The following is a 24,607-nucleotide window of genomic DNA, read 5'->3' as shown; positions in this document are numbered from 1 at the left end:
TACCGGATTTTCTTGTTACTTTTGCCACCGGACAAATGCCCCGCGCATTTTTTGTTTCCTGAAACGATATGCTAATGAATACACTCACACTCCGCAACAGCAAATTGGCGTACCTCCTCATCGGCATCATCCTGTTCGTGTCGTTCGCCTTTGTCCTGTCCGCCATAGGATACTACAACTTTTGCTATATAGAACAAGGAAGGACTTTCCTGTATCACTCCGCTTACATCGGCTCCACAGCGTCGCAGCCGGGTGGATGCATACAATTGCTTTCCGACTTTCTGATTCAGTTTTTCGTTTATCCATCGGCCGGCATAGTAATAACAGCCCTGCTCCTCACGCTCATCGCGGTGCTTACGGCGCACACGTTGCATCGCCACACGGAAAGCCGATGGCTGCTTCCGCTCGCCCTTTTGCCCGTCATCCCCTTGGCATGCCTGCACTACAACACCAATTACCAATATGCCGGAACCATGGCTTTTCTGCTGATGACGGCCTTTCTTTCCATACAGACACGCTTCCGCAGGTTTGCCGTGCGCTTGGGCTACTCGGTTATCAGCACCCTGCTGCTGTTTGTCATGGCCGGGCCTGTCGCTTTGCTGTATGGCTGCTGCCTGCTGATTCTCGAACTTTTCCGCAACTACAAACAAGCCGTTTGGTTCGTTGCCCTCCCCCTGCTGGCGTATCTATGCGGGAAAGCCTGCCTGTGGATGGGACTGGCAGGCGAATTGAAACACGTGCTCTTGCCCGACGGGTATTTCACGCTCAGGCTTCAGGCCGGCTCCATCGTCTGCCAACCGTGGATTATGATGGCAGGCGTATGTCTGGCAACCGGTGTTTCGTACAAGTCGGTACGCATCAAGAGCAAGAGGTGGCAAAGCATCCTTATCATCCTCCAGCTGGCGGGCATCGGACTGTTTGCGGCAAACGAAGCCAAGCAGTACGTGAGCCGCAGCAACGAAGCCTTTAAAGAATTAGACTACCATGCCCGAAACGAGCAGTGGGACACGGTGATAGAGAAGTGCAAACACCTATCCATGAGCAACCTGCTTTTTCAGAACTACCTGCACATGGCACTGGCCGAAAAAGGAAGACTGGCAGACGAACTGTTCCGGCAACCTTGCATAGACATCCGCAGCATCTACGTCAGCGGAAACAAGACCCCTTACGTCTCGACATTGCTCAGCGACATTTATTTCTCGATGGGGCACATCGCTTTCGCGCAACGGTGCGCCTTCGAGGGCAACGAAGGTTGGGGGAATTTTTCGCCGCGCATGCTGCAACGCCTCATCCAGACCAACCTCATTTACGGCCAATACGAAGTGGCCCGAAAATACATCGAAGTGCTCGAAGCAACGTTCTTCTATAAAGACCTTGCAACCTCCTATCGCCGTTTCCTACACAACGATGCGGCCGTGGAAGCAGATTCTCTGCTGGGCTCCAAACGGAACTGCCTCTTCCCCGACAATCGGTTTGCCGGCAGCAAGGGGCTGGACGACGACCTGAAAGAAATCGTCCTCCACAACCCCTCACACAAAGCCACCATCTTGTATTTAGGCTCGCTCTACCTGCTGTCTAAAGACATTCCGCGTTTCCAAAGCACGCTCGAAACCTTCTACGGCACTCCCGCCCTGCCCGCCGTGCTGCCCGTCTGCTTTCAGGAAGGGGTGGCTGTGTTTGCTGCAGGAAACCCCGATATTTTGCAACGATATAACATACAGGCCGGCATCCTGCAACGTTTCAATGCTTTTAATCAAGGTTCATCGCGGGAGCAAGGCAGCCTGTGGCATTTTCTGAAGTACAGGAACTAAAAAAACCACATACGAATGAAGACTTTAAGACGCTTACTGACAGCAATCGGGTGCAGCCTGCTCGCATCCTGCTCGCAAGATATACGGATAGACCTTCGTCATGATTGTCTGCCACCCATATCACCCGATTACACCGAGGTCACACTGCCTCCCAACATAGCTCCTTTGTGTTTCGGCATACCGGACAGTTGCGGGTTTTCCGACATTCGCGCCCTCTTTGAGTCGGGCAGTGAAAAGGTGGAGGTTTCCGCCCGAAACGGACAAATAGCCGTCAGCCCCTCGAAATGGAGAAGGCTGCTGAAAGCATCGTCTTCCGTCAGCGTGCGCCTGCAAGGGAAGAGAGAGGGCAAATGGGAAGAATACGCCCCTTTCCACCTCTACATCGCCAAGGAAGAGACAGACCCTTACATTGCTTATCGCCTGATAGAACCGGGATATGAGATTTGGAACGAAATGGGCATCTATCAGCGCTGCTTGGAAAACTATGAGGAAACGGCCATCATCACCAACAAGATGACCGGCTACGGCTGCATGAACTGCCACTCCTTCTGCCGGCAAAATCCGAAAAAGATGCTGTTCCATCTTCGCGCCGACCATGCAGGCACTTATATGATAGAAGAAGAAGGAAAAATCAAGAAACTGAATACGAAAACACCGCAAACCATCTCTGCGTTGGTCTATCCTTCATGGCATCCTTCGGGAGACTTTGTTGCGTTCTCCGTAAACACCACCAAGCAGATGTTTCATACCACCGACCGCAACCGGGTGGAAGTAATGGACTACGCCTCGGACGTGGTGGTGTACGACGTGAAGCGGGAACAGATTGTGAGTTCTCTCCTCCTTTCTTCGGCAACGGCATTTGAAACATTCCCCACTTTCTCGCCCGACGGGAAGAGACTCTATTTCTGTTCGGCCGACAGCCTGAGCATCCCCGACCGATACGACCAAGTGAGATACAGCTTGTGTTCCATCGGCTACGATGCAAACACACGTTCGTTCGGCAATAGGGTAGACACCTTATATAATGCGCGCAAAGAGGGAAAGAGCGTCTCCTTTCCCCGCATATCGCCCGACGGGAAATACCTCATGTTCACCCTTTCCGCCTATGGCAACTTCTCCATCTGGCACAAGGATGCCGACCTATACCTTGCCGACCTTCGGACGGAAGAGATTCGGCCTTTGTCGGAACTGAACAGCAACGATGTGGAGAGCTACCATTCATGGAGCAGCAACAGCCGTTGGGTAGTATTCAGCAGCCGCCGTATGGATGGATTGTACACCCGCCCCTTCATAGCCCACATAGACGAAACGGGAAAGGCAAGCAAGCCTTTCTTGCTGCCGCAAAAAGAAAAAGACCATTATACGTTCCTGATGAAATCGTATAATGTCCCTGAATTCATTTCAGGAAAAGTCGAGACAAGCGCATACGCCATCAGCCAAGTGGCAAAAAGAGAAAAAGGAACAGACATCACCTATTCCGGCCGATAAGTGGACCTGCACCTAAAGTTCTTTTCAGGTGCCAACACTCTGCCGGTGCATTCTCAAGGTATATTATATCTGGGGGCGGGATAAGAAGCAGGTCGATAACCTCACACGGAAGCTTGTGTCTCAAAATCAAGAAGCATCAATTATCACATATTTAATATTGATTTGTCAGACACTTGCGTCTGACGGCTCAAACACCTGTGCCTGTCACATCAGAGACTTGTGTCTGTCGGCTTGGACACTTGCATCTGTCACGACAAAGGCTTGCGGCTGTCAAAACAGGGGGAGGGCGGTGGGTCTGAAAGGCTTTCTTCTCTTCTGCCCCGCCGCCGTGAACCGGTGCATTCAGAAGATATCTGCCTGACAGGATGCACCCCCTCATCTTTAGAAAAAGCAACCGCCTATCCCGAATTCAGGTATATTATGTAACGTGCAGGACAGTTTGTGTAACATTTCCAAGGAGGAATGTAACGACGATTAAAGAAGATGTTTCAAGAATTTCACGTTACTTAACACTAAAGCACTATTTTTGTCATCAGTGAAAACCAACGCAGATGTTCAACTTAAAAAATCAAAAAGCCACAATGAAAACCTAAAGAGCAATTTACCCTCATTGAGAATGATAGAGAAGATTCTTTTTCACTCCTCTATCACGTCCCGCACAAAACAAAGTAGAATTCTTTATTTCTAATTACTTTAATATTTTAATATGAAAAACATTTATCTAAAAAGATGCATCGGGCTATTATCACTTTTGCTGATAATACCTGTTTGGGTATATGCCCAGAATGTAACAGTAAAAGGAACCGTCAAGGACTCCAACGGCGAAAGCATGCCGGGTGTAAACGTCCTGCAAGCAGGAACCACGAACGGCATCATCACAGATGTAGAAGGAAACTATCAGCTCAACGTTCCCTCTAATGCAAAACTTATATTCTCTTTCATCGGCTACGTCACTCAAACCGTTCCTGTGGCCGGCAAGACTACACTGAACATTGTAATGAAAGAAGATGCACAAGCCTTGGAAGAAGTGGTGGTAGTGGGTTATGGCACGATGAAGAAAAGCGACATCGCCGGTTCTGTAGCTTCTGTAGACCGCGAAAGCATGATGCGTAAAGCCCCGACAAACATTGCCCAAGGATTGCAAGGCGCAGCTCCCGGTGTGATGGTTACCATGCAAGACGGTGCCCCCGACGCCAATGCCGCCGTTCGCATTCGTGGTGTGGCCACCATCAACGGAAAAGCCGACCCGCTCTATGTGGTAGACGGCATACAAGTGGGCACCAACGCCAACTTCGTCAATCCCTCGGACATCGAGTCCATCGAAGTTCTGAAAGATGCCTCCGCCACCGCCATCTATGGTTCGGCAGGTGCCAACGGTGTCATCATGATTACCACCAAGCACGGAACAAAAGGTCACTCTTCCGTCACCATCACCGCAGACTTCGGTCTTCAAACCTTGCCCAACAAACTGGATGTTTGCAGTGTGGACCAATATGCCTCCAACATCCGCACAGCCCGTGCCAACGATGGTGTAGGACTTTGGAATGAGGTCTGGAGCGAAAAATACGATGGCAAGCGTAAGTTCACCGACTGGCAGGATGTAATGACCCGCTCGTCATGGAAACAGAACTACAACATTTCCACTTCAGGCGGTTCTGACAAGACACAATACAACGCTTCCGTGGGCTTCTTGCGCAACGATGGTGTGGTCATCAATACACAATACCAGCGCATCACGGCTCGTGCCAACGTAAAATCGCAAATCAACAAATATCTGGAGTTTGGTGCCGACGTAAGCTATGTACATACTGACTCTCACGGTTCCAACAACTCCATCGGTAACTTCGGTAACTTGTCTTCTTTGCGCGACTTCGCTTTCATGTGTCCCTCCATGGACTTCGTGACTCGCGGTGATGCCACTTACGACGGTGTTCCCGCCGGAGCACATATTTCTCCAAACGTAGTGAACCCCGACGGTACTTTCGGTGAAGTGTTGGGCGGTAAAGATACCAACGACGGCTTCTGGGGCACTATTATAGGAAACATGTATGCCAAACAGATGGAATTGCAAGGACGCAACCGGAACAACCGTGCTTTGGCCAGTGCTTACCTCACCATCACTCCCCTGAAAGGATTAAGCTGGAAAACATTGGTTTCTTACAGCTATTACAGTGGCTCCAGCAATAATTTCTCCGGCGGCATCAAGCGCTTCAACTACTACAATGGCCAGGCCATTGACGTGACAAAAGGCACAAATGCCTACGTAAACCCCTCTAACGACAACGATTACAGCTTCAGCATAGGTAACAACGACGGTCAAACACTCTCTATACAGAACACCCTGACCTATGGCTGGAAAAACGACATTCACGACCTGACCCTGATGCTGGGTAACGAGGTTTCACGCTACTACGGACAATGGACTTCTGCAGGCTCAAGAGGCTTCTGGAGCAAAGACAACCGTGATGTAGGATTGACTACCAAACCCGAAACATTGAGCGGCAGCGGTGCCCTGAACCTCGAAAGTCGTGGTATCTCTTACTTCGGCCGTGCAAGCTACAGCCTATTAAACCGCTACATCCTGACGGCAACCATCCGTCGTGACGGTTCTTCAAATTTTGGTGCCGGCAACCGCTGGGGTACTTTCCCATCCGCAGCCTTGGCATGGCGTATATCCGAAGAAGGTTTCATGAAGAATCAAGATGTTGTTTCCAACTTGAAACTACGCCTCGGATGGGGTCAGACCGGTAACTCAGGCGGTGCCACCGACCTTTCTGTAGTAGGATTGACCACACAGAATGTGAAGTATTCTTTCTACAATTCCGGACAAGGAATGGGTAAGTACAATGGCATGACATTCGATACCGGTTACTATGCCAAGTTGGTAGACACCAACCTGAAATGGGAGACCAACGAACAGATGAACATCGGTTTGGATGCCAGCTTCCTGCAAGGTGACCTGAACCTGACAATGGACTACTTCATACGTACATCCAAAGACTTGCTGCTCTACCGCCAAGTACGTCCTTCCACAGGTTTCTCTGATGTTTATACCAACTACGGCGAAATCGAAAACAAAGGATTCGAGTTCAGCCTCGCCTATAACAAACGCCTGAACAAAGACTGGAGCATCAACGCCACACTCACGGGCTCTACCTTAAAGAATAAGGTGAAGAAGATGGGCGAACCGCTTTACAACACCAACTCCGATTCATCGGGCAGAGGAACAGAAGACGGTTCTAACACAGGTGCCGTAGGAGCAGCCGATGGCTACCATTGGGGCAACCACTCCATCTGTAAGGAAGGCTATGCGGTAGGTTCGTTCTACGGATACCGTGTCATCGGAATCTATAAGTCAAAAGAAGATCTTGAAAAATACCCGCGCTACAGCGCAGACACTCAAATCGGTGACTATATTTTTGCAGACCTCAACGACGATAAGGTGATCGACGCCAAAGATATGGATATCTTGGGTGATGGCTTCCCGGCACTGAACTATGGTTTGAACCTCGGAGCCAACTACAAGAACTGGGATTTCTCCGTGTACCTCTACGGCGTGAGCGGCCAGAAGATTTTCTCTTATTCGGCCATGCGTCTGTCCAACATGTTCGCATCTGACGACGGTTGCGCACCGAATATCCTAAAAGAATCTGCCGCAGCAGCATACCACCCGGAAAACAACCCCAACGGTACGCTCTCTCGCCTCTCCTTCTTGGACAAGAACAACAACATGCGCGCTTCCGATATGTGGATAAAGAACGGTGATTTCCTGCGTGTCTCCAACATCCAGATTGGCTACACGCTTCCGAAGAACCTCGTAAAGAAAGCTTCTATCCAGAGCGCACGCGTTTACCTCTCCATCCAGAACTTGGCAACCATCTCCGGTTACAACAAATATGGCGACCCCGAATGCGGTCAGGGCAGTGTACTCTACACAGGTCTGGATACCGGTCGCTATCCGATGCCGCGTACCTATACGCTTGGTTTCAACGTACAATTTTAATCACGCTTAAAAACAAGATTAACGATTATGAAAAACAAATTATTATATGGTTTGATTGCCGGAGTCACGGTTATGGCCGGCCTAAGCTCTTGCAACAACGAGGAGTTCCTCAACGTGACTCACTACTCCATATTGGGAATGAGCACAATGTATGAAAGCGATGCCAATGCGAAAGCAGCCTTGAACGGATGCTACGACCTGGTTTTGCCGAGCAACACCTCCGGACACAACGGAGACCCTTATAAGCCTTACTTGTTTACCGGTTGCCACCCGACGATGGACACGCAAGCCACCGGATGGGATAAAGACTTCATGACACAAAAGTGGACAGCCGACGAAGAAAATCTGGGTAAAGCATGGAACCATGCATATGCCGCCATTACACGCAGTAATGACTTCTTAGCCGGTCTGGGCAATGCGGACAAGGTGTCTGCCCCCGTCAAGAAATCGCTCGAAGGCGAAGGACGCGCACTCCGCGCCTACCAATATTTCTGGTTGGCAACCACCTTCGGCCGTGTGCCCATGCTGGCTACCGGCGAGAACTACACCAACACACCTCAAAAGGCTCGTGCCCAATCGTACGAAGAGATGTGGGACTTCATTATTGATGACTTAAAGAACGCTGCCGAACTACTGGATTGGAAACCTATGGACGGTCAGTACGGACGTTGCACGAAAGGAATGGCACTTGCATATTTGGGCGACGCCTACATGTGGAAGGCCTATCGTTGTCCCGAAAAAGCCAATGAATGCTACAAGCTGGCTCAAGCTGCTTTCAAGCAGATATTAGACAGTGGAGAATATGAGTTGAACCCATCATACACCACGTTATGGGACGCCGATGAAGTTTGGGGCAAAGAAGCCATCTGGCAACAAGTGCTCAACGAAGGCGACCAATGGGGTGGATGGGACGGAGCCAAGTGGTCCGAAGCTCACGGATGGGTAGGATTCTACTGCGGTGCTCCCGCCAACGGTGCATGGGGAACCATGGCCATCTCTTGGGAACTCTATGACGCTTTTGAAGATGGCGACAAACGTCGCGACGGCTCTTTGGTGACAGCTACCATGACTCAAGACGAACTGAAACGCATCGGCAAACTGCGCTGGAGACAAAGCTTCAAACCCACAGCATGGCTGGCAGACCCCGCCAATGCCAAATACATAGGCAAAGGCTCTGTCAAAATCGAAAAGAACGAAGAAGGAAAAGATGCAGTAGTCAGTGTCATCAAGTACGACCCCGACTGCCCGATAGGTTTCAATCCCTTCGCTCAAGAAGTAGTGTGGTATAATACGTTCCACCGCGAACCGGCAGAGCCCGCACCGACGGTTTATTCTACCAAGCATTGGCGTAACGGTCGCGGCACACACTGGTCGGGCGATCAATGGCTTCCGGCTCACATCTATCAGAAGCGTTTGGCCAACGTGATGCTGGACTATGCGGAATGCTGTTTCATTCTGGGTCAAGAGACCGAAGGCTGGGCACAAATCAACGCACTGCGCAACCGTGCATTCGGAAACCTGGAAGTAGGCAAGAAAGCGCAACTCACCGCCAAATTCAACGGTTACTTCAAGAATCTGGCTTCGGACTATGGAGACAACGGTTTCGGAAAGTATGTATCATCTGAAGAGTATCCCATCCCGTTCAATGAGAAGACTGTTACGGTGCCCGATGCACAAGCTTACTACACTCAGTTGAAAGCCGACAAGGGCTTTACTTCCGATGTATGGAAGGTAGCTGTCAACGAAGAGCGTCGTAAAGAGTTCAGTGCCGAATGGTGCCTACGTTGCGACATGCAGAAATCCGGCTACTTGGTAGACCATATCGAGCACAACTATCCGAAAGGTGTAGGTTTCCTCAACGGTCTGGAGTCTTGCTTCGAGTATCGCACCTACCGCGACTTTGATTTCGACCTCCGGAAGATGGATATGCCTATTCCTACCAACGAAATTATCAAGAACCCGTTGTGTGACCAAAACGAAGCCTATAGAGGCGAATCAAAATAGGAAAAACAAATTCATACTTGTTTTGATAGGGATTAGTTTTAAAGCCATGTCAGAAAGTATATCTTTCGGCATGGCTTTTTCTTAATACGGTTATCTCTCTATAAAAGGAAATTAATCTATGAACTTAATTTTTGCCGCATTACGTGGTTTGGCAGCCGGCGTCTCGTCCGGATAGCCGAAAGCAATGCAATAGAGCAACTGGTAACCTTCCGGGATATCCAGTTTCTTCAGATATTCGGCAGCGGCAGGGCTGGAGGTCATGAAACGAGTAGGGCCGCCTAAGCAGCATGAACCTATTCCCATAGACCAAGCCGAAAGAATCATGTTCTCGCCCAGCAAACCGCAGTCAATCTGCGAAAGTCCGTACGAGGTATCGTTGGCAATGAAAACCACTGTGGGAGCGTTGCGGAACATGTTTTTGAAGTTTGGATCTTCGGCAACTTTGGGGTTTTCTTTCTTATAAACTTCGCTAATTCCATTGATGAACTCCGGATTATCCACTACACGTATTTCCCACGATTGCCTATTCTGCCCGTTGGGAGCGTTGATGCCGCAATCCAGAATAATCTGCATGGTATCGCGGTTCACCGCTTGCGGTTGGTACTTGCGGATGCTGCGACGAGACATAATAGTTTCTATCACGGCATTCTTCTCTGTCACATCGGCAACAGTGGCGTTTTCTTGTTGTTTCGACGAAGGGGTGCAACCGCAAAGATACAACAGAGCGGTAACCATAAGAGCTGATTTTAAATTCTTCATAGTCAATAAGTTTTTATATTCACACAAAACTAATAAAAAAGAAATTCCTTTCGTCTACGGAAGCAGATTAAATAATGTGAAATATCAGCAGTGTAAGTGTAACGGCATTCTTGAAACACAACTTCTCATGGAAGCTTCTTCACCTTTATCTTACAGTCAATATCAACGAATTGCCGCCTCATCTTTTCCATAATCAAAAGCTTTTCATTCTCCCTATCCAATCGGTTGCCTTTAATCACCACATCTTTGCACCCTACCATGTGAAATAACGACTTTTCTCCAGAGAAGATAAGGGTATCTCCTTTCTCCACGGTGTTCTCCTTGAACACCAGCCCTTGCGTGCTTTTGGCGTAGAGCACCGGATTTCCCAAGGTCTTGAATATATTGTTCTCAATACGTATGTTCCGATGCACCGGACGATTAGCGTCGATTTCACTATTGGAGGGATGGATGGCAATAACAGCTTTTTCCGGTCCGCCACTATGTGCGCATTCTATAAACGTATTCCCTTTAATCAGTACATCTTTCACCGGTCCCGATTCGTACCAGTCCTTAGCATCTCCCTCTATCAAGATGGCGCTCATTCCCGTTTTGTAATAAATGTTGTCGGCTATGACCACTTTCCGAGGAGTAGTAACCAACGTGCCTCGCGTACTGGTTCGCGTAAAGTAGCAGTTGCGAATTTCCACTTCGGGCGTACGGCTGATATTCTCCACACAGTCGCTGTTCAACGTCAATGTTCGTGGAACCTTGCGGTCGAAACTCACCTCCACAGTATAGTCTGTCAGCCGTTTGACTGACGTCACCTTGGCGCAAGCGAACCGTTCCATGGTAGAGGCATTGACGAAGGCCACCGTGTCTCCCTCGAAATAAGCATCGAATCCATAGCTTTGCCCGTGCATGAATCGCAACACCAGCGTGTGCCCGTTTACCTGCCGCACGGCGCATAGATTGGTGCCGTGCACGTTGATGGGGTCGTCTTGCGCTCCGGCGTATCGGCAACCGATGATGCTGATCTTCCCGCTACAACCTGAAAAGTGCATAAAATCGGCCGATGAGGCCAAGATGCGTCCACTCTCTTTACGCGGTTCGCATCTCACGTTGTTCATCGTGATGTTTTCGGTGTACTGACTTACGATGCCCAACCCGTGCATGTAGTGCACATCTATATTTTCCAAGGTTATGTCCCGACTTTGATAGATGAACATGCCAACTTGATCGCGGATGATGTCGCGCACGGTCAGTGTGTTGCCTGTTTGGGGGCGGAATCCCTCAGGCGTGGTAAAGCGGACAATGCCCGGTGCTTTTTCGACGGCTTTGGATGCCGCCAGAACCCTCCATCCATTACTATAGAAGAAGAACTTGTTTTGCGGATTATATTCGATGCAGTGATTCCGATTGGAACGCCATCCCTCACCGTATAGATGTATCTGCCCGTCGGCAATTTCGTAACGGCTGTCTTTGTGAATTGTCACTTCCACTCCTTTCTCGTCTACTTTAGTATACATCATTTCCGAACCTCCCGGACGCTCAAAGTCGAGATGAATATTTTGCAGCCTCATCCGTTTGCAGTGTGCAAAAGTAATCATGGTCATTTTGCCGTGAAACATGAGGATAGCACCATTTCCTTCAATAGTCAGCCCATCCATCTCCTCGAAAAACAGTCCGATGGTTTTCACTTTCGACGGACATTCCTCCGCTGTCGAAGTGTTGGTGATGAAATATTCTTTTCGTATAGCGCCTTCCGGCCAGAAATCGTAACGTCCCTTTTCAAAGACCAACCAGCGGGCCTTCTGTTCCTTGCAAGCCTTGATGGCGAGCTGAAGTTTCTCAACGCTGTTCTCGTAAGAGTATGGCCTGATGCCGAAGTCTGATATGTACACGGTGTCTTTTCGTTGCGCCGACAAAGGCAATACGAAAAGCAACATGATGGAGAGAAAGAGTGTTCTCATATAAACTAATACCTATTTGTTTTTATATTCAATAAGAGGATATGCCATAAAAACGTTTCATTCCACATCTTCCATGCCGGCTCTTTTAAAAAGATAACGGCGGTCGATTCGTTATGAAGCACCTGAGCCGGGATAAGAAGCAGGTCGACAACCTCACTCGGCGGCTTATCTTTTAAAGCCGAAATACATTGGTTATCAAACATTTACCTCTATCACATCAGAGGCTTGTGTCTGACGGCTCAAACACTTGTGTCTGTCACATCAGGCACAAGTGTCTGTCGGATTGAACACTTGCGTCTGACACGACAAATGATTGCAACTGTCAAACAGAGGGAGAGAAGGCGGCGTAAAAGAATCTCTCCTTTTCTGCCCGATCGCTATAAACCGGTGCATTCAAGAAATATCAGTCTGATATGACCGTCCCTCATCTTTAGCAAAAGAAACCGTCTATCCCGGACTCAGGTAAGTATGGCTTTCGCAACATATCCTCAAGGACCCTCAACCTTTCTTACTCATTATTGAATTGAGTGATTCTGATGGTCCAAACTTTCTTTTTCCCATTGGCAGCCATCACCTCGAACTTACGTTCTTTACTCCAATCATCAGGCGTACCTAAAGCGGCACTTCCGTCGATAGGGGTAATGAGGGCAGCCGTCGATACGGAAACCTGTCCCCACAGTTTACCGGTGGAAACTTGTTTACGTATGGCTTCCGTAAAGTCTCCCCCGGCATCGGGAACCGTTACGGTTGCTTCGATTATTCCATTTTCGGATTTCACGTTGTTGGTCGTGTTCAGACGTTGCTCTTTCACCACAGGCTCACCGGTGATGGGATCTTTCTTATCGCTTGCCCAACGGAAATAGAACTGCACAGCACTGATTTCGGCATCTTCATAGGCAGGAAGCTCTTCCCAGTTGCATGCGGTCATAAACGGTATGCACAGCAGCATCACCAACCATTTGTAATTTATATGTTTCATCTTTTTCTGTTTTTTTATAGTTAATAATCAGACAAATCATTCCCACCCCTTATTCTGGTCCGCATCTGAAATAGCCGAATTGGCTTGAATGACAGATTTGGTTATAGGGAACAAATAAGAACGAATATCGAATTTGCGTTGATCATTCTGCTGTTGCACGATGCCCACAAATGCCGCCGTACGGTCTTTGTTGATTTCGATGAACGTGGCGGGTTCACACAACTCGTCGATTACGCTTCCCGGTTCTTTACCGTCATTGGCTTCTTTGCCATATTTTCCCCAACGCAACAAGCTGAAGTAGAAATCGCCTTCCCAGAACAATTCCACACGTCGCTCTATTTTATAGTCATTCCATGCCTCCTCTGCCGTAGAAGCCGTAGACTCGGGCAAGCCGCCGTGCGTGGTTCTGGTTTTGTTCAGCGTGGTGACTGCCTCCTTTATCTGTCCCAGTTTCAACAAAGCCTCCGCTTTATTCAGCAAAGCCCTTCCATAGCGGAACAGAATTTTGTGATAGTCAGTATATACGTTATAGAATGGGCGAGGCGCCATGTCGGTATAGATATACTTGCGTGTACTGTAATTGGTCAGAGGCACATGGTCGGCAGCATAACGTTTTGTAGCCCAACGGCTCATGTTGCCATGGTTACAGGTAGTGATGTCTTCGTTCAAGAACCCGGAACCATCGTGAATGATGGAAGCATCGAAACGTTTGTCGCGGCGGTTATACATCAAGTCGCTGATACTCTTTCCGGGAGTTGTCGTCTCGAAAGCCTTGAATCTGTCTCCTTTCAATTCCGCTTCATCTTTATACTCGATTTTTTTCATTGCTTCATCGGCACCAATGGGTTTGGTATTGTTCTTGAATTGTGAAGACTCATACCAGCGTACGGCCTTTTGGCTCTCTTCATCAATAACCAAATAAGCGTCCACCAAGTTCTGGCTGGGTGTATGATCCAACCAACACTCAAAGATGTCGGGTTTGTTGAACAGCGGACCGCAACCATTGATTTCCAGATTGCTGTTCGTCAGGTTCGGCACCAGATTAATCATGTCGGTATGCATCATTTGCGTATTGTCAGCACTCCAATATCGGGCAAGAATGATTTCAGGGGAGGAGTAAGCACCGTTCTGATTGAACATACTCTCATAGTCCTTGTCTAACGAAACATCCTCAATGGCATCCACGGCATCGACAGCCTCTTGATACAAGCTCTTGCTTCCTGTTTGCAAGACCTTTGCGTCGTCGGTATAAGCGGCTGCCGTCAGGCACACCTCGGACAAGAGAGCCAACCCGGCATTTTTATTCAAGCGCCCTGCCACTTTCTCAACGGGTAGGTTGACGATGGCTTCGCGCAGATCTTTCAGCACATAGCTGTAACTTTCTACTATATCTTTGGTGAGCGGCAGATTGAATTCATCTTCCGTGTTCAGCACTTTGTCCACCCAAATATAACGGCCTCCTTTGCGTGCAAGGTCATAATATATCATGGCACGCATCATTTTAGCTTCTGCCGTATAGCGTTTTTTGAAAACTTCGTTCAGAACTTCCGATTTGTCCACCTTTTCAAGGATAAGGTTACAATTGCGAATGGCTGCGAAGCGGTCGTTCAATCCCCATCCATATGTGTTTTCCATCAAGCCCCTCGCTTCATTGGGACAGGAATGTCGGCAATTCACCATGTTATTGGTAAAAGTCTTGTCCCATGTGGAGAAATTCAAGTAGGGGTCATATGCAGAACCGTAGCAATTGACAACAAACGCGTCGACAGTTCCTTGGCTTGCCCATACCGTATTGTCACTGTAACTTTCTTTGGGATACGTATCCAAGAAGTCTTCACATCCTTGCAATCCGATTGTGCAAACGAGACAAAGGGATAAAATGTATTTATTGATTTTCATGTCTTTAGTCTTTATTGGTTTAGAAGCCGATGGTTAAACTTACAGTATAAACTCGCGATATGGGATAGGTATACCCGTCTCCTCTTCCGGCTTCGGGGTCAAAGCCATAATTGTTGGCCGGGCTGAACGTTAACAGGTTATATCCGGAAAGCGACAAGGCAAACTTGGAGAGCCATGTGGCACTTTTCAAAAGTTTGTGTTTGAAGTCGTAGCCTATACTCATATTCTTCAGGCGGAGGTAATGAGCGTCAACCAGCCAGAAGTCGCTGCTTACAAAGTTATTGTTTCCGTTATAACCTGCCGAAGCATGCTGGCGAGGATATAAAGAGCCGGTATTGTCCGGTGCCCAAATGTCAGTTTGGAACTCATAGATTACGGGCAGATAATTACTGTTTCCTCCCTGCAAGATGGCGTCTACATAAAAGTTGTAGTTGGTAGCCCCTTGCCACAGCATGTTAAAGAACCAGCCTTTATAGTTCAAGTCGAAAGCGAAACCGTAGTTGGCTCTGGGTTTTCCGCCTGCACCCATGCGTATCTGGTCGTCACTGTCAATCTTGCCGTCACCATTGAAATCATAATATTTCAAGTCGCCTGCCATCAGATTGGCAGAACCGTTGCGCTTAGGAGAATTCAGAATGTCCTCGTAGTTCTGGTAATAACCCAAATTCTTATAATAATTACCGGAATACGGGCTCACTTGCGTTCCTCTTTTATACGGATTTTTAAGTTGGGTTTCGGCTTCATTCGGGTTTATGTTCCATCGGTTATCGTATAGAGTCATATTGGCCGATACACCGTATGCCCAGTCGCCGATTCTATCTTTCCATTGCAATACGAATTCAACTCCCCGGCGGATACTTTCTCCGTTAGATTTGACCACCGGTAAGTTCTTTCCTAACGGAGCGGTATAACCAACGTTCGATGGAGTAGCCAGATAACCGGTGGTTGCTTTTGCGAAATAATCGATAGAACCAGACAAACGACTATTGAATGATGCGAAATCGATGCCGACATTGAAGTCCTTGGTAGTGTACCAAGTCATGTCCGGGCTGACCAACGCCCCCTCACTGAATCCGGGCACCCATTCTCTGCCGATGTATGCGCTACGTTGATTTAAATTATAAGAAGTGAAGTAAGTGTAGCGGTCGGCCACATTGTCTCCGTTTTGGTCGAGGAAGTCTTGACCTATTTCACCATAAGACATACGGAACTTAAACTGGTCGAAAATCTTATCAGCACCCAGATTATGCCAGAAGTTCTCATCGGATATTGTCCATGCCAGCGAACCGGAGAAGAATGTGCCCCAACGGTTGCCTTTCGGGAAATAATCGCTGCCATCATGGCGGAAATTGAGCTCTGCCATGTACTTGGCATTGTAGTCGTATTTCACACGCCCGATGAAAGCTGCACGGCGTTCGCCCACTCCTTCACCCGAACTGTTTTCCATGGTGCTGCTCGGCCCCGCTCCCATCTGGTCGACATCGAAGATGAAGTTTTTGCGCGCCGCCCATAAGTTGTTGTAATCGCTACCGCTGGCTTCCAAGCCGAACAGAGCGCCTACAGTATGCACATTTGCGAAAGTCCGCGAGTAGTCCGCCAAGAATTGCGTATTGAAATTGGTGTGGTGATTGACCCATTTATTCAGATTGGGCTTGCCTGTGGTAGACGGGCTGCCTTCCCAATCGTACGAAGTTGCCGTCTTAGCCCATTGTTTGTATTGATCGTTGGCTAATGTATAACTTCCGATGACTTTCAGTTTCAGTCCTTCTACCCAAGGAACACTCCATTCCATATTCAGGTTTCCTCTCACCGAATTCTCTTTTGCGGTGTAGTAGCCCCCTTCGTTGCTGATGTCTAACAACGGATTGTCGTTGGTGCCGCTGTATATTTGTCCGGCAGGATTGTAGGCTGCCTCCATAGGACGCTTGTTTTGGATATGCGACCATACGTAATAATATCCGCGTCCGTTTGTCGTTGCCGGTTCTTTGGTGTTGAGCAGGTAAGCATCTACACTTGCCGCCACTCTTAATCCGATGGCTTTCAGATATGTCTCCACGTTGGTGCGGAAATTATATCGTTGCATGTTATGGGCATTTGTACGATAAATGGATTCTTGGTCGTAATACCCCAATCCTGTATATATTTTCATGGTTTCCGAACCTCCGGTGAAACTCAGATTGTGGCGCGTTTCAGGGGCAAAGTTACGCATGGTCACTTTTTGCCAGTCGGTGTTGGGATGCCCTTTCGGGTCAGTACCGTTTTTGAATAGATTCAGGTCTTCATCAGTATATTGAGGCGTGCGTCCGTCGTACTGCAAACCACGGTTTAGGTAGAAAGCCGCCGTGTGGGAGTCGACCTTATCCGCCAGATTGGCAGGCTGGCTCAACGTATAGTTAAAATTGTATTCCACGTTGATTTTGCCTGTTTGTCCGTTCTTTGTCCGCACCATGATGATGCCATTGGCTGCACGCGCTCCATAGACAGCGGTTGCCGAAGCGTCTTTCAGAACAGACATCTGCTCGATATCTTCCGGATTCAGGTTTTGGAAATCGCGTTCTTCGCAAATAACGTCATTGATGACATAAAGCGGTGTTCCGCCACCACGGATTGAAATGGAAGCCTTGGAATTGATTCCGCCTCCGGACTGCTGTACGATTAGTCCCGGTGCACGGCCTGCAAGACTTTGCGTGATATTTGGAACGGGTACTTTGCCCAATTCGTCTGCTTTTACTTGCGATATGGCGGAAGTTGTTTTCTTTTTAGAAGTTGTGCCATAGCCAACCACCACCACTTCGTCCAGAAGTTGCGTATCTACCACCAGCCGGATTTGCAGCATCTCGTCTGTCGACACCGTCACCGTTTGCGTTTTATATCCGATGTAGGATATTTCAAGTTGCGATTTCGAGGTAGCGGAAAGAGTGAACTTACCATCCATGTCCGTAATCGTTCCCACAGACCCGCCTTTTACTTTGACAGTGGCTCCTATAATAGGTTCGCCGTTTTCATCGGTAATAATGCCCGTCACTTTTTTCTCTTCTCCTTTTTGCTGTGCCACAGCCTGAGAAGCGGTATCTGTCTGGGTTAAAACAATGTGTGTACCCTCCAATGTGAAAGTTACGTTTCCTTCGGGAAACAGCCGTGATAATACGCTTTCTACTTTTTTGTTACTCACATTGACAGAAACCGGACGTTTCACATTAATGTTATTGGAGTATATAAACAGAAAATTTGTTTGGTTCTCAATTTCATTCAACACCTCAAGGAGAGATACATTTGACTTCTTAATGGTTACCTTTGCCGTTTGAGAGTTGACCGTCGAAGCTGCTGCGCAAAAAGTGCAGAATAATAATAATGTAGTGATTTTCATTACTCTATAAAATAGGTTAAAAGGATGTACTTTCCCTAAAGTTCTATCTTCAGTTGAATCTTTTTTCATACATTTACGTTTGAGTTTAATAAAGGTTTCTTTTCCATTTAAGTGAAAGAGCTTTTCCACTTGCGGCAAGTATTGCAGTACTTGCCGCTCTTTAATTAAGAGGCATTAATTGAGGGTATTTGGCATAGGCTTTCGGATTTAAAGTTTAACAAAATATTATCTAAGGTTATTATTCATTTTTTTCATTTCAGATATATAACATTGCTTTCATGATCTCTGCTAAAAGAGAACCGCACTTCTTTTTGCAATACCCGGAGCGCATAATCAACGCCGTCTACCAACCGGAACTTACCGTTCATTCTTATGTTGGGTATCTTTTCATTCTCCTTGACAAAAGAGACGTCATAGTAAGTCTCAAACAACTTTAATACTTCGTCGAAAGGCAAATCCTTAAAACAAAAAAGCCCGTCGCGCCAGCGGAAAGCATCCGTGTCTTCTATATTCCTGCAATGAAGTTTTTTGTTTTGCAAAACAGCTTTATGATTGGGAGATAAAATCATATTATCATTGGCTGTCAACACCTTAACACTTCCTTCGATTAACGAGATTTCAAAGTCGTCGGTATGTTCATAAGCATTGACATAGAATTTGGTTCCTAATACTTCGACTTTTCCTTTGGATGTTTCTACGATAAAAGGCCGATTTGCGTTTTTACTGACTTCGAAGTAGGCTTCCCCATTCACCCTTACGATTCTCTTGTCTGCTCCTTTGAAACTTTGCGGATACTCCATTCGAGTTTTGGTATTCAACCATACGTTTGTTCCGTCGGAAAGGGTTAAATTCACCCGTTGCCCTTGCGGCACCGTAATCTTATTCAGCGGAGCCTCTCGGAGGCCTTGTTCCAAATTCAAAGTAGTAAGGGCAATGGTGAGTGCTACCACGGCAGCTATACCGGCAACTCTCAATGCTATTTTTCGTAAAGGGATTCTGCTATATTGCTTTTTATACGAAACATCCCCATGCAGAAGTACGGCATCGAAGAATTTGCGTTCTTCGAGCAATAATCGGTAATTTTCATCCGCTTCTTCAACCCATTCACGAATTTTGTTTTCTTCTTCGTTGGTGGCGGTGCGGTTGAAGAATCGAAATAATATTTCTCGGTCTATATTTGTATACATCGGGGCATTTTTTTGAATGTTTCTTTATATAAAGCACATCAGCATCGCTTTCCCCCATTTAAAAAACATTAAAAGAAATGTTCGTATGATTCAATTCATTCATCTCCCTCACCCCCTCCACACTTCATCGTCCGCAACTCCGCACTTCAGCTTCCGTAAGCCCGCACTTCACCGTCTGCAATCTCACACCTCGCACCCGTTGCGCCCTCACGTTACGACGCATACGGTGTGGCGTTCCTCCACCTCCTCCACCTTAAGAGGAGGAATTATATAGAGGAGGTATTTTCTTTTCTCTTCTTCTCTATTCTTCTCTTCTCTCGTGCGGCGAGGGAGGTCCGTTCGATAACTCCCTAAGACACTGCGTGTTATCCTGCTTTTTACCGCTTTCCGGACTGCTTGCCGACTGCGAGCCGGCAGGCAGTCGGCTACAAGTTCGTCCGGAGTCTCCGCGCAAGCTTCGGACACTTCCACAGCAGCGGCAAGAGAAGTTGCCGCCCGAAAATCCCCGTCCTCTTCTACAAGCGGGCTTGCTTCTTCGACAACTGGCGCTGTCTCTTCGGGCATCGGTTCTGTTTCTTCGGCAATCTTCATCCTATCCGCCATCGCCTCCTCTTCTTCCGCTCCTCTCTCGGTAGTATTTTTCTTTGACACTTCCGCTTTCTTCCGCGAAGTGCCCAAATAGTCGATGGCCGATGAAAACATATCGTCCTCGATGACGAACAGACCGTAGTTCCGGACTATTTTTTCGAGATAAGCCTGCGGGAATCCTTTCTGCTGTATCAGTTTCAGTTGCCCGATGAAAAGCCTACCGGACTCCTGACTGTAAAGCCGTTCGAGAATGAAGAGGTAGCTGCCGTAGCCCCGTGCACCCTCTTCGTCGATGAGTTTGTAGAGCCTGCTGTCGCGGCTCAGGTTGAAGCGGTGTTTAAACCAGAAAAAATTTTCCATACTGTATCGTGTTTGATTTGCAACCGCAAAGTTAATACATGAAAGCCCGAAATGCAAATGCACCAAATGCCCGGTTCACGGCATTTTATCCCCCTCAGAACATACTGTAGGGGCGATAAAACACCGCGAACCGGGCATTTCATAAAAAACGTCAGTTCGGGATGGTGCCGCGGCTTCAAGTTGCACAAAGCGGTTGCGGGGTACTGCGGTTGGGAAATAACTCCTCAAATATCCTTTGATAAAAAAACAGATAATAATGCTTGGTATTGCAGAAAGTCCCGAAATGACGGCACAGCAGGATCGTCATAATCTCGCTATCGGACATACGTCCCTTACGGTGCCGAATATGTTTATACCCCTCGGCGGTAGAGGCTAAAAGTTACGATAAATAAACGGGATACCAACTTTTATTACCATTCTCTTATCCCGAACTGACGTAATTGTTTGGTCCGACAAGGCTGAACGGAGGCTGAAAATAAAAAAAGAAACAACCATTTGGCTTTTCCTGAAAAAAACTTTAATATTGTAGTTTCTATCTTAAAAGCAGAGAAAAAACTATTATCTTTTTGAGGGACAATAACCGAACCAAATTTTCCCCCATGCGAATGCTTAAAATAAAAAAGATGAAAATACAAAATGATAGAAACAAATTCCGACATAGCCTTATTCAATAAGATATTTAACGAATATCAGTCTAAATTCATCCATTTCGCTTCTACGTATGTCGACGATCAAATGGCGGCTGAAGATATCGTAATGGAATCGATGATGTATTATTGGGAAAACCGGGCAAGAATAAACGGCGAGAAAGAATCGCTGTCTCTACCATACGTATATATTTTTACTGCTATCAGAAACAAATGCCTCAACTATCTGCGCAACCGTCGCTATGACCAAATGCTTTCGGAGCAGATGCAAAAACATGAAGAATGGAAATTGTCCATACAGATAGCCACGCTGGAAGCCTGCAATCCCCAAGAACTGTTGTCTAAGGAGATTCAGGAACAAGTGCAACGGGCATTGGCAAAGCTGCCTGAGGTGACGCGGAGAATTTTTATCATGCACCATTTCGAAGAAAAGACTCATCGTGAAATAGCGATGATAATGAACATGTCGGTCAAGGGTGTCGAATATCATATGGCAAAAGCCATACGGTTGCTTAAAAAATCACTGAAACACATGCTCTTCATACTATTCTTCATGTAATAAATTATTGTTTAATTTATTACATGCAAGACGGTTGAATATTCGCTTACTCCTCCCTCTTCTATAAATCCGAATTTGAAATTATCCCCTCTTGGAGCAGAATGTATTAAGTGTACGGCCAATCTCCAATCGTGTTTCCTCCTATTTTTCAGAACTGTTGTTTAAAAATAATATATGTAATATTTTTTGTCATAATACTTAAACTCGGGACAGGCAGTTCTTTTTTCGCTAAAGATGGGGCGTTTGACCGCTACCGAGCCTTTGTGGCGGCAGGCACCCACGTACTTCTTATCCCGAACTCAGATATCATAATGGCAGGTTGGGTAGGTTTAACGAACAACTGTTTTCAAAAGAAAAAAAGGCGACTCCCGATACCGGAAGTCGCCTAAAAATATATAATCCGCTTCTATCAGAGTTTCGGACCGGCAGCAACCAAAGCCTTACCGGCTGCGTTGCCCGTAAACTTGGCGAAGTTCTTGATGAAGCGACCGGCCAAGTCTTTTGCTTTTTCTTCCCACTTGCAAGCACAGTCGTACGTGTCGCGAGGATCGAGAATCTTCGGATCGACACCCGGCAACGCAGTAGGAACTACGAAATCGAAGAAAGGAATAGTCTTTGTCGGAGCCTTGTCGATAGAACCATTGAGGATGGCGTCGATGATGCCGCGGGTATCTTTGATGGAGATACGCTTGCCGCTACCGTTCCAACCGGTGTTTACCAAGTATGCCTTGGCGCCTACTTTGTTCATCTTCTTCACTAATTCTTCCGCATATTTAGTGGGGTGCAAGCTCAAGAAAGCGGCACCGAAGCAAGCGGAGAATGTAGGAGTGGGTTCGGTGATGCCACGTTCCGTTCCGGCCAGTTTGGCGGTGAAGCCTGACAGGAAGTAGTACTGAGCCTGTTCGGGGTTCAGAATAGATACCGGAGGCAATACGCCGAATGCGTCAGCCGACAGGAAGATTACTTGATGGGCATGAGGACCTTTGGATACGGGCTTAACGATGTTCTCGATGTGATTGATGGGATAAGAGACACGGGTATTCTCTGTCACGCTCTTGTCCGCGAAGTCAATCTTGCCTTTGGCGTCGACAGTTACGTTCTCCAACAGGGCGTCGCGCTTGATGGCGTTATAGATATCGGGTTCGCTTTCTTTATCCAGGTTGATGACCTTGGCATAGCATCCGCCTTCGTAGTTGAATACGCCTTCGTCGTCCCATCCGTGCTCGTCGTCGCCGATGAGCAGACGTTTCGGGTCGGTAGACAGGGTTGTCTTGCCCGTACCGGAGAGGCCGAAGAAGATGGCAGAGTCGGTGCCTTCCTTGTTGGTATTGGCAGAGCAGTGCATGGAAGCGATGCCGCGAAGCGGGTTCTTGTAGTTCATGATGGAGAACATGCCTTTCTTCATCTCGCCGCCGTACCAAGTGTTCAGGATAACCTGTTCATTGGTCTTCAAGTTGAATACGGTAGCTGTTTCGGAGTTCAGCCCCAGTTCCTTGTAGTTGTCTACTTTTGCTTTGGAGGCGTTGAACGATACGAAATCGGGTTCTCCGTAATTAGCCAGCTCTTCTGCTGTGGGACGGATGAACATGTTGGTCACGAAATGAGCCTGCCATGCCACTTCCATGATGAAGCGCACTTTCATGCGAGTGCCCTCGTTGGCTCCGCAGAAAGTATCGACCACAAACAGACGTTTGCCGCTCAATTGCTTTACGGCTTTAGCCTTCAGGTCGGCCCAAGCTGCCTCGGAGCAAGGTTTGTTGTCGTTTTTGTATTCTTCTGACGTCCACCATACAGAATCCTTGCTGGCCTCATTCATCACGAAGAATTTATCTTTAGGAGAACGTCCGGTATAGATACCCGTCATTACGTTCACAGCACCCAGTTCAGTTACTTGGCCTTTTTCGAAGCCTTCCAGACCCGGCTTGGTCTCTTCAGCGAACAATACATCATAAGACGGGTTGTGGATAATCTCCTTCACGTCTTTGATACCGTACTTGCTTAAATCTAAATTTGCCATTTCTTTTTAAGATTTTAAAATTTGGTATTTTGGTTTATAATCTCTTTTTACCTTATGATTTGCAAGGGAAAAATTGCATGAAAAGTTCGCTACTTTGACTGCTTTTTGATAAGCCCCTTGTTTTTCGCTTACAAAAGTAATACTTTCTTTTAAAAGAAACATTCTATTAGAGAAATTTTTCTGTAATAAGAAGTCTTTTATAGAACAGTAACAATATCTGCTAACTGAATGTTGCAAATTGGATGAAATTCATTTACTTTTGCACCCGCATTTCGTCGAAGAGATACAACCCAAAACATATTAACCCAATAATAACAATGAAAATTGTCAACTTTGCCGAGACAGATTCTGTCTTGAACCAATACGTAGCGGAGATTCGCGATGTGGCAATCCAAAGCGACCGCATGCGTTTCCGGCGTAATATCGAACGTATCGGAGAAATTATGGCTTATGAAATGAGTAAAGAACTGACTTATTCCGTCAAGCAAGTACAAACCCCATTGGGAGTGGCATCGGTCAGCACCCCTGACGATGACGTGGTGATTGCCACTGTCTTCCGTGCCGGACTGCCTTTGCATACGGGCTTTCTGAACGTGTTCGACTGTGCCGGCAACGCCTTCGTTTCTGCTTACCGTTATTATAAGGACAAAGAGTGCCGCACGGTAGATGTACACATCGAATACATCGCCACTCCAGACTTGTCAAAGAAAACCTTGTTGCTGGTAGACCCCATGCTTGCCACGGGCGAAAGCATGGAACTTGCATGGAAGGCTTTCCTTACCAAAGGCACTCCTTCCAAATTGCAGATAGCTTGCGTCATAGCCAGCAGGCAGGGAGTAGAACACTTGGAGAAGCTCTTCCCCGGAGATGAAGTGACTTTATGGTGTGCCGCCATCGACCCCGATATGAACGAACATTCTTACATCGTGCCCGGCTTGGGCGATGCGGGAGATTTGGCGTTCGGCGATAAGATTTAAGAGAAGTCTC

At 47.4% G+C, this 24,607-nt stretch carries 14 protein-coding genes and 1 pseudogene; 6 read left to right on the top strand and 9 right to left on the bottom strand.

The window, feature by feature from the left end; translation table 11 throughout:
• Positions 1-74 precede the first annotated feature (74 nt).
• The 4 genes from EV202_RS03580 to EV202_RS03565 all read left to right on the top strand — a co-directional run bounded on the left by EV202_RS03580 (position 75) and on the right by EV202_RS03565 (position 9,306).
• Positions 75-1,811 carry a DUF6057 family protein gene (locus EV202_RS03580; protein WP_131925490.1) on the top strand — a complete coding sequence of 579 codons (1,737 nt, stop codon included), beginning with the start codon at positions 75-77 and terminating at the stop codon, positions 1,809-1,811.
• A gap of 15 nt (positions 1,812-1,826) precedes the next feature.
• Positions 1,827-3,299: a TolB family protein gene (locus tag EV202_RS03575; protein WP_131925488.1), complete on the top strand. Its 1,473-nt coding sequence runs from the start codon at positions 1,827-1,829 to the stop codon at positions 3,297-3,299.
• A gap of 706 nt (positions 3,300-4,005) precedes the next feature.
• Positions 4,006-7,302 (top strand): SusC/RagA family TonB-linked outer membrane protein, encoded by a 3,297-nt coding sequence (locus EV202_RS03570; protein WP_131925486.1) that lies wholly within the window; start codon positions 4,006-4,008, stop codon positions 7,300-7,302.
• A gap of 27 nt (positions 7,303-7,329) precedes the next feature.
• On the top strand, positions 7,330-9,306 hold the full coding sequence (locus tag EV202_RS03565; protein ID WP_131925484.1) for a RagB/SusD family nutrient uptake outer membrane protein: 1,977 nt from the start codon (positions 7,330-7,332) through the stop codon (positions 9,304-9,306).
• Between the two features lie 111 nt (positions 9,307-9,417).
• On the opposite strand, the gene EV202_RS03560 is transcribed toward EV202_RS03565, so the two are convergent.
• From EV202_RS03560 to EV202_RS15235, 8 genes and pseudogenes are all read right to left on the bottom strand, one after another.
• Complete coding sequence (locus tag EV202_RS03560) at positions 9,418-10,065, bottom strand: nitroreductase family protein (RefSeq protein WP_131925482.1); 648 nt, start codon at positions 10,063-10,065, stop codon at positions 9,418-9,420.
• Positions 10,066-10,190: 125 nt separating this feature from the next.
• A complete protein-coding gene (locus tag EV202_RS03555; RefSeq protein ID WP_131925480.1) occupies positions 10,191-12,017 on the bottom strand; it encodes a right-handed parallel beta-helix repeat-containing protein in 1,827 nt (608 codons plus the stop codon).
• A gap of 508 nt (positions 12,018-12,525) precedes the next feature.
• Entirely contained in the window at positions 12,526-12,996 is a 471-nt protein-coding gene (locus tag EV202_RS03550; RefSeq protein ID WP_106069531.1) for a DUF5018-related domain-containing protein, read from the bottom strand.
• A 36-nt stretch (positions 12,997-13,032) separates the two neighbouring features.
• A complete protein-coding gene (locus EV202_RS03545) occupies positions 13,033-14,895 on the bottom strand; it encodes a RagB/SusD family nutrient uptake outer membrane protein (protein WP_131925478.1) in 1,863 nt (620 codons plus the stop codon).
• Between the two features lie 19 nt (positions 14,896-14,914).
• Positions 14,915-18,091, bottom strand: coding sequence for a SusC/RagA family TonB-linked outer membrane protein (locus EV202_RS03540; RefSeq protein ID WP_234878235.1), 3,177 nt, complete (start codon positions 18,089-18,091; stop codon positions 14,915-14,917).
• A 422-nt stretch (positions 18,092-18,513) separates the two neighbouring features.
• The gene (locus EV202_RS03535) at positions 18,514-19,449 is read right to left on the bottom strand and encodes a FecR family protein (RefSeq protein WP_106069534.1); all 936 of its coding nucleotides are present in this window, start codon (positions 19,447-19,449) and stop codon (positions 18,514-18,516) included.
• Between the two features lie 207 nt (positions 19,450-19,656).
• A complete protein-coding gene (locus tag EV202_RS03530; RefSeq protein ID WP_131925475.1) occupies positions 19,657-20,397 on the bottom strand; it encodes a Lin1244/Lin1753 domain-containing protein in 741 nt (246 codons plus the stop codon).
• Positions 20,398-20,568: 171 nt separating this feature from the next.
• Positions 20,569-20,725, bottom strand: a pseudogene (locus EV202_RS15235) (IS982 family transposase); the annotation flags it as partial.
• 308 nt (positions 20,726-21,033) lie between these two features.
• Here EV202_RS15235 and EV202_RS03520 point away from each other — a divergent pair.
• Entirely contained in the window at positions 21,034-21,603 is a 570-nt protein-coding gene (locus EV202_RS03520) for an RNA polymerase sigma-70 factor (protein WP_106069536.1), read from the top strand.
• Positions 21,604-22,012: 409 nt separating this feature from the next.
• Here the strand turns inward: EV202_RS03520 and pckA are convergent, their stop codons facing one another.
• A complete protein-coding gene (gene pckA / locus EV202_RS03515) occupies positions 22,013-23,620 on the bottom strand; it encodes a phosphoenolpyruvate carboxykinase (ATP) (RefSeq protein ID WP_131925473.1) in 1,608 nt (535 codons plus the stop codon).
• Positions 23,621-23,937: 317 nt separating this feature from the next.
• Between pckA and upp the strand changes: the two genes are divergently transcribed.
• On the top strand, positions 23,938-24,597 hold the full coding sequence (upp, locus tag EV202_RS03510) for a uracil phosphoribosyltransferase (protein ID WP_106069539.1): 660 nt from the start codon (positions 23,938-23,940) through the stop codon (positions 24,595-24,597).
• Positions 24,598-24,607: the final 10 nt, after the last annotated feature.

It is taken from the genome of Prevotella heparinolytica (genome assembly GCF_004342845.1).
GTDB classification, from domain to species: Bacteria; Bacteroidota; Bacteroidia; order Bacteroidales; family Bacteroidaceae; genus Bacteroides; species Bacteroides heparinolyticus.
This window is presented reverse-complemented; position numbering and strand designations above follow the sequence as displayed.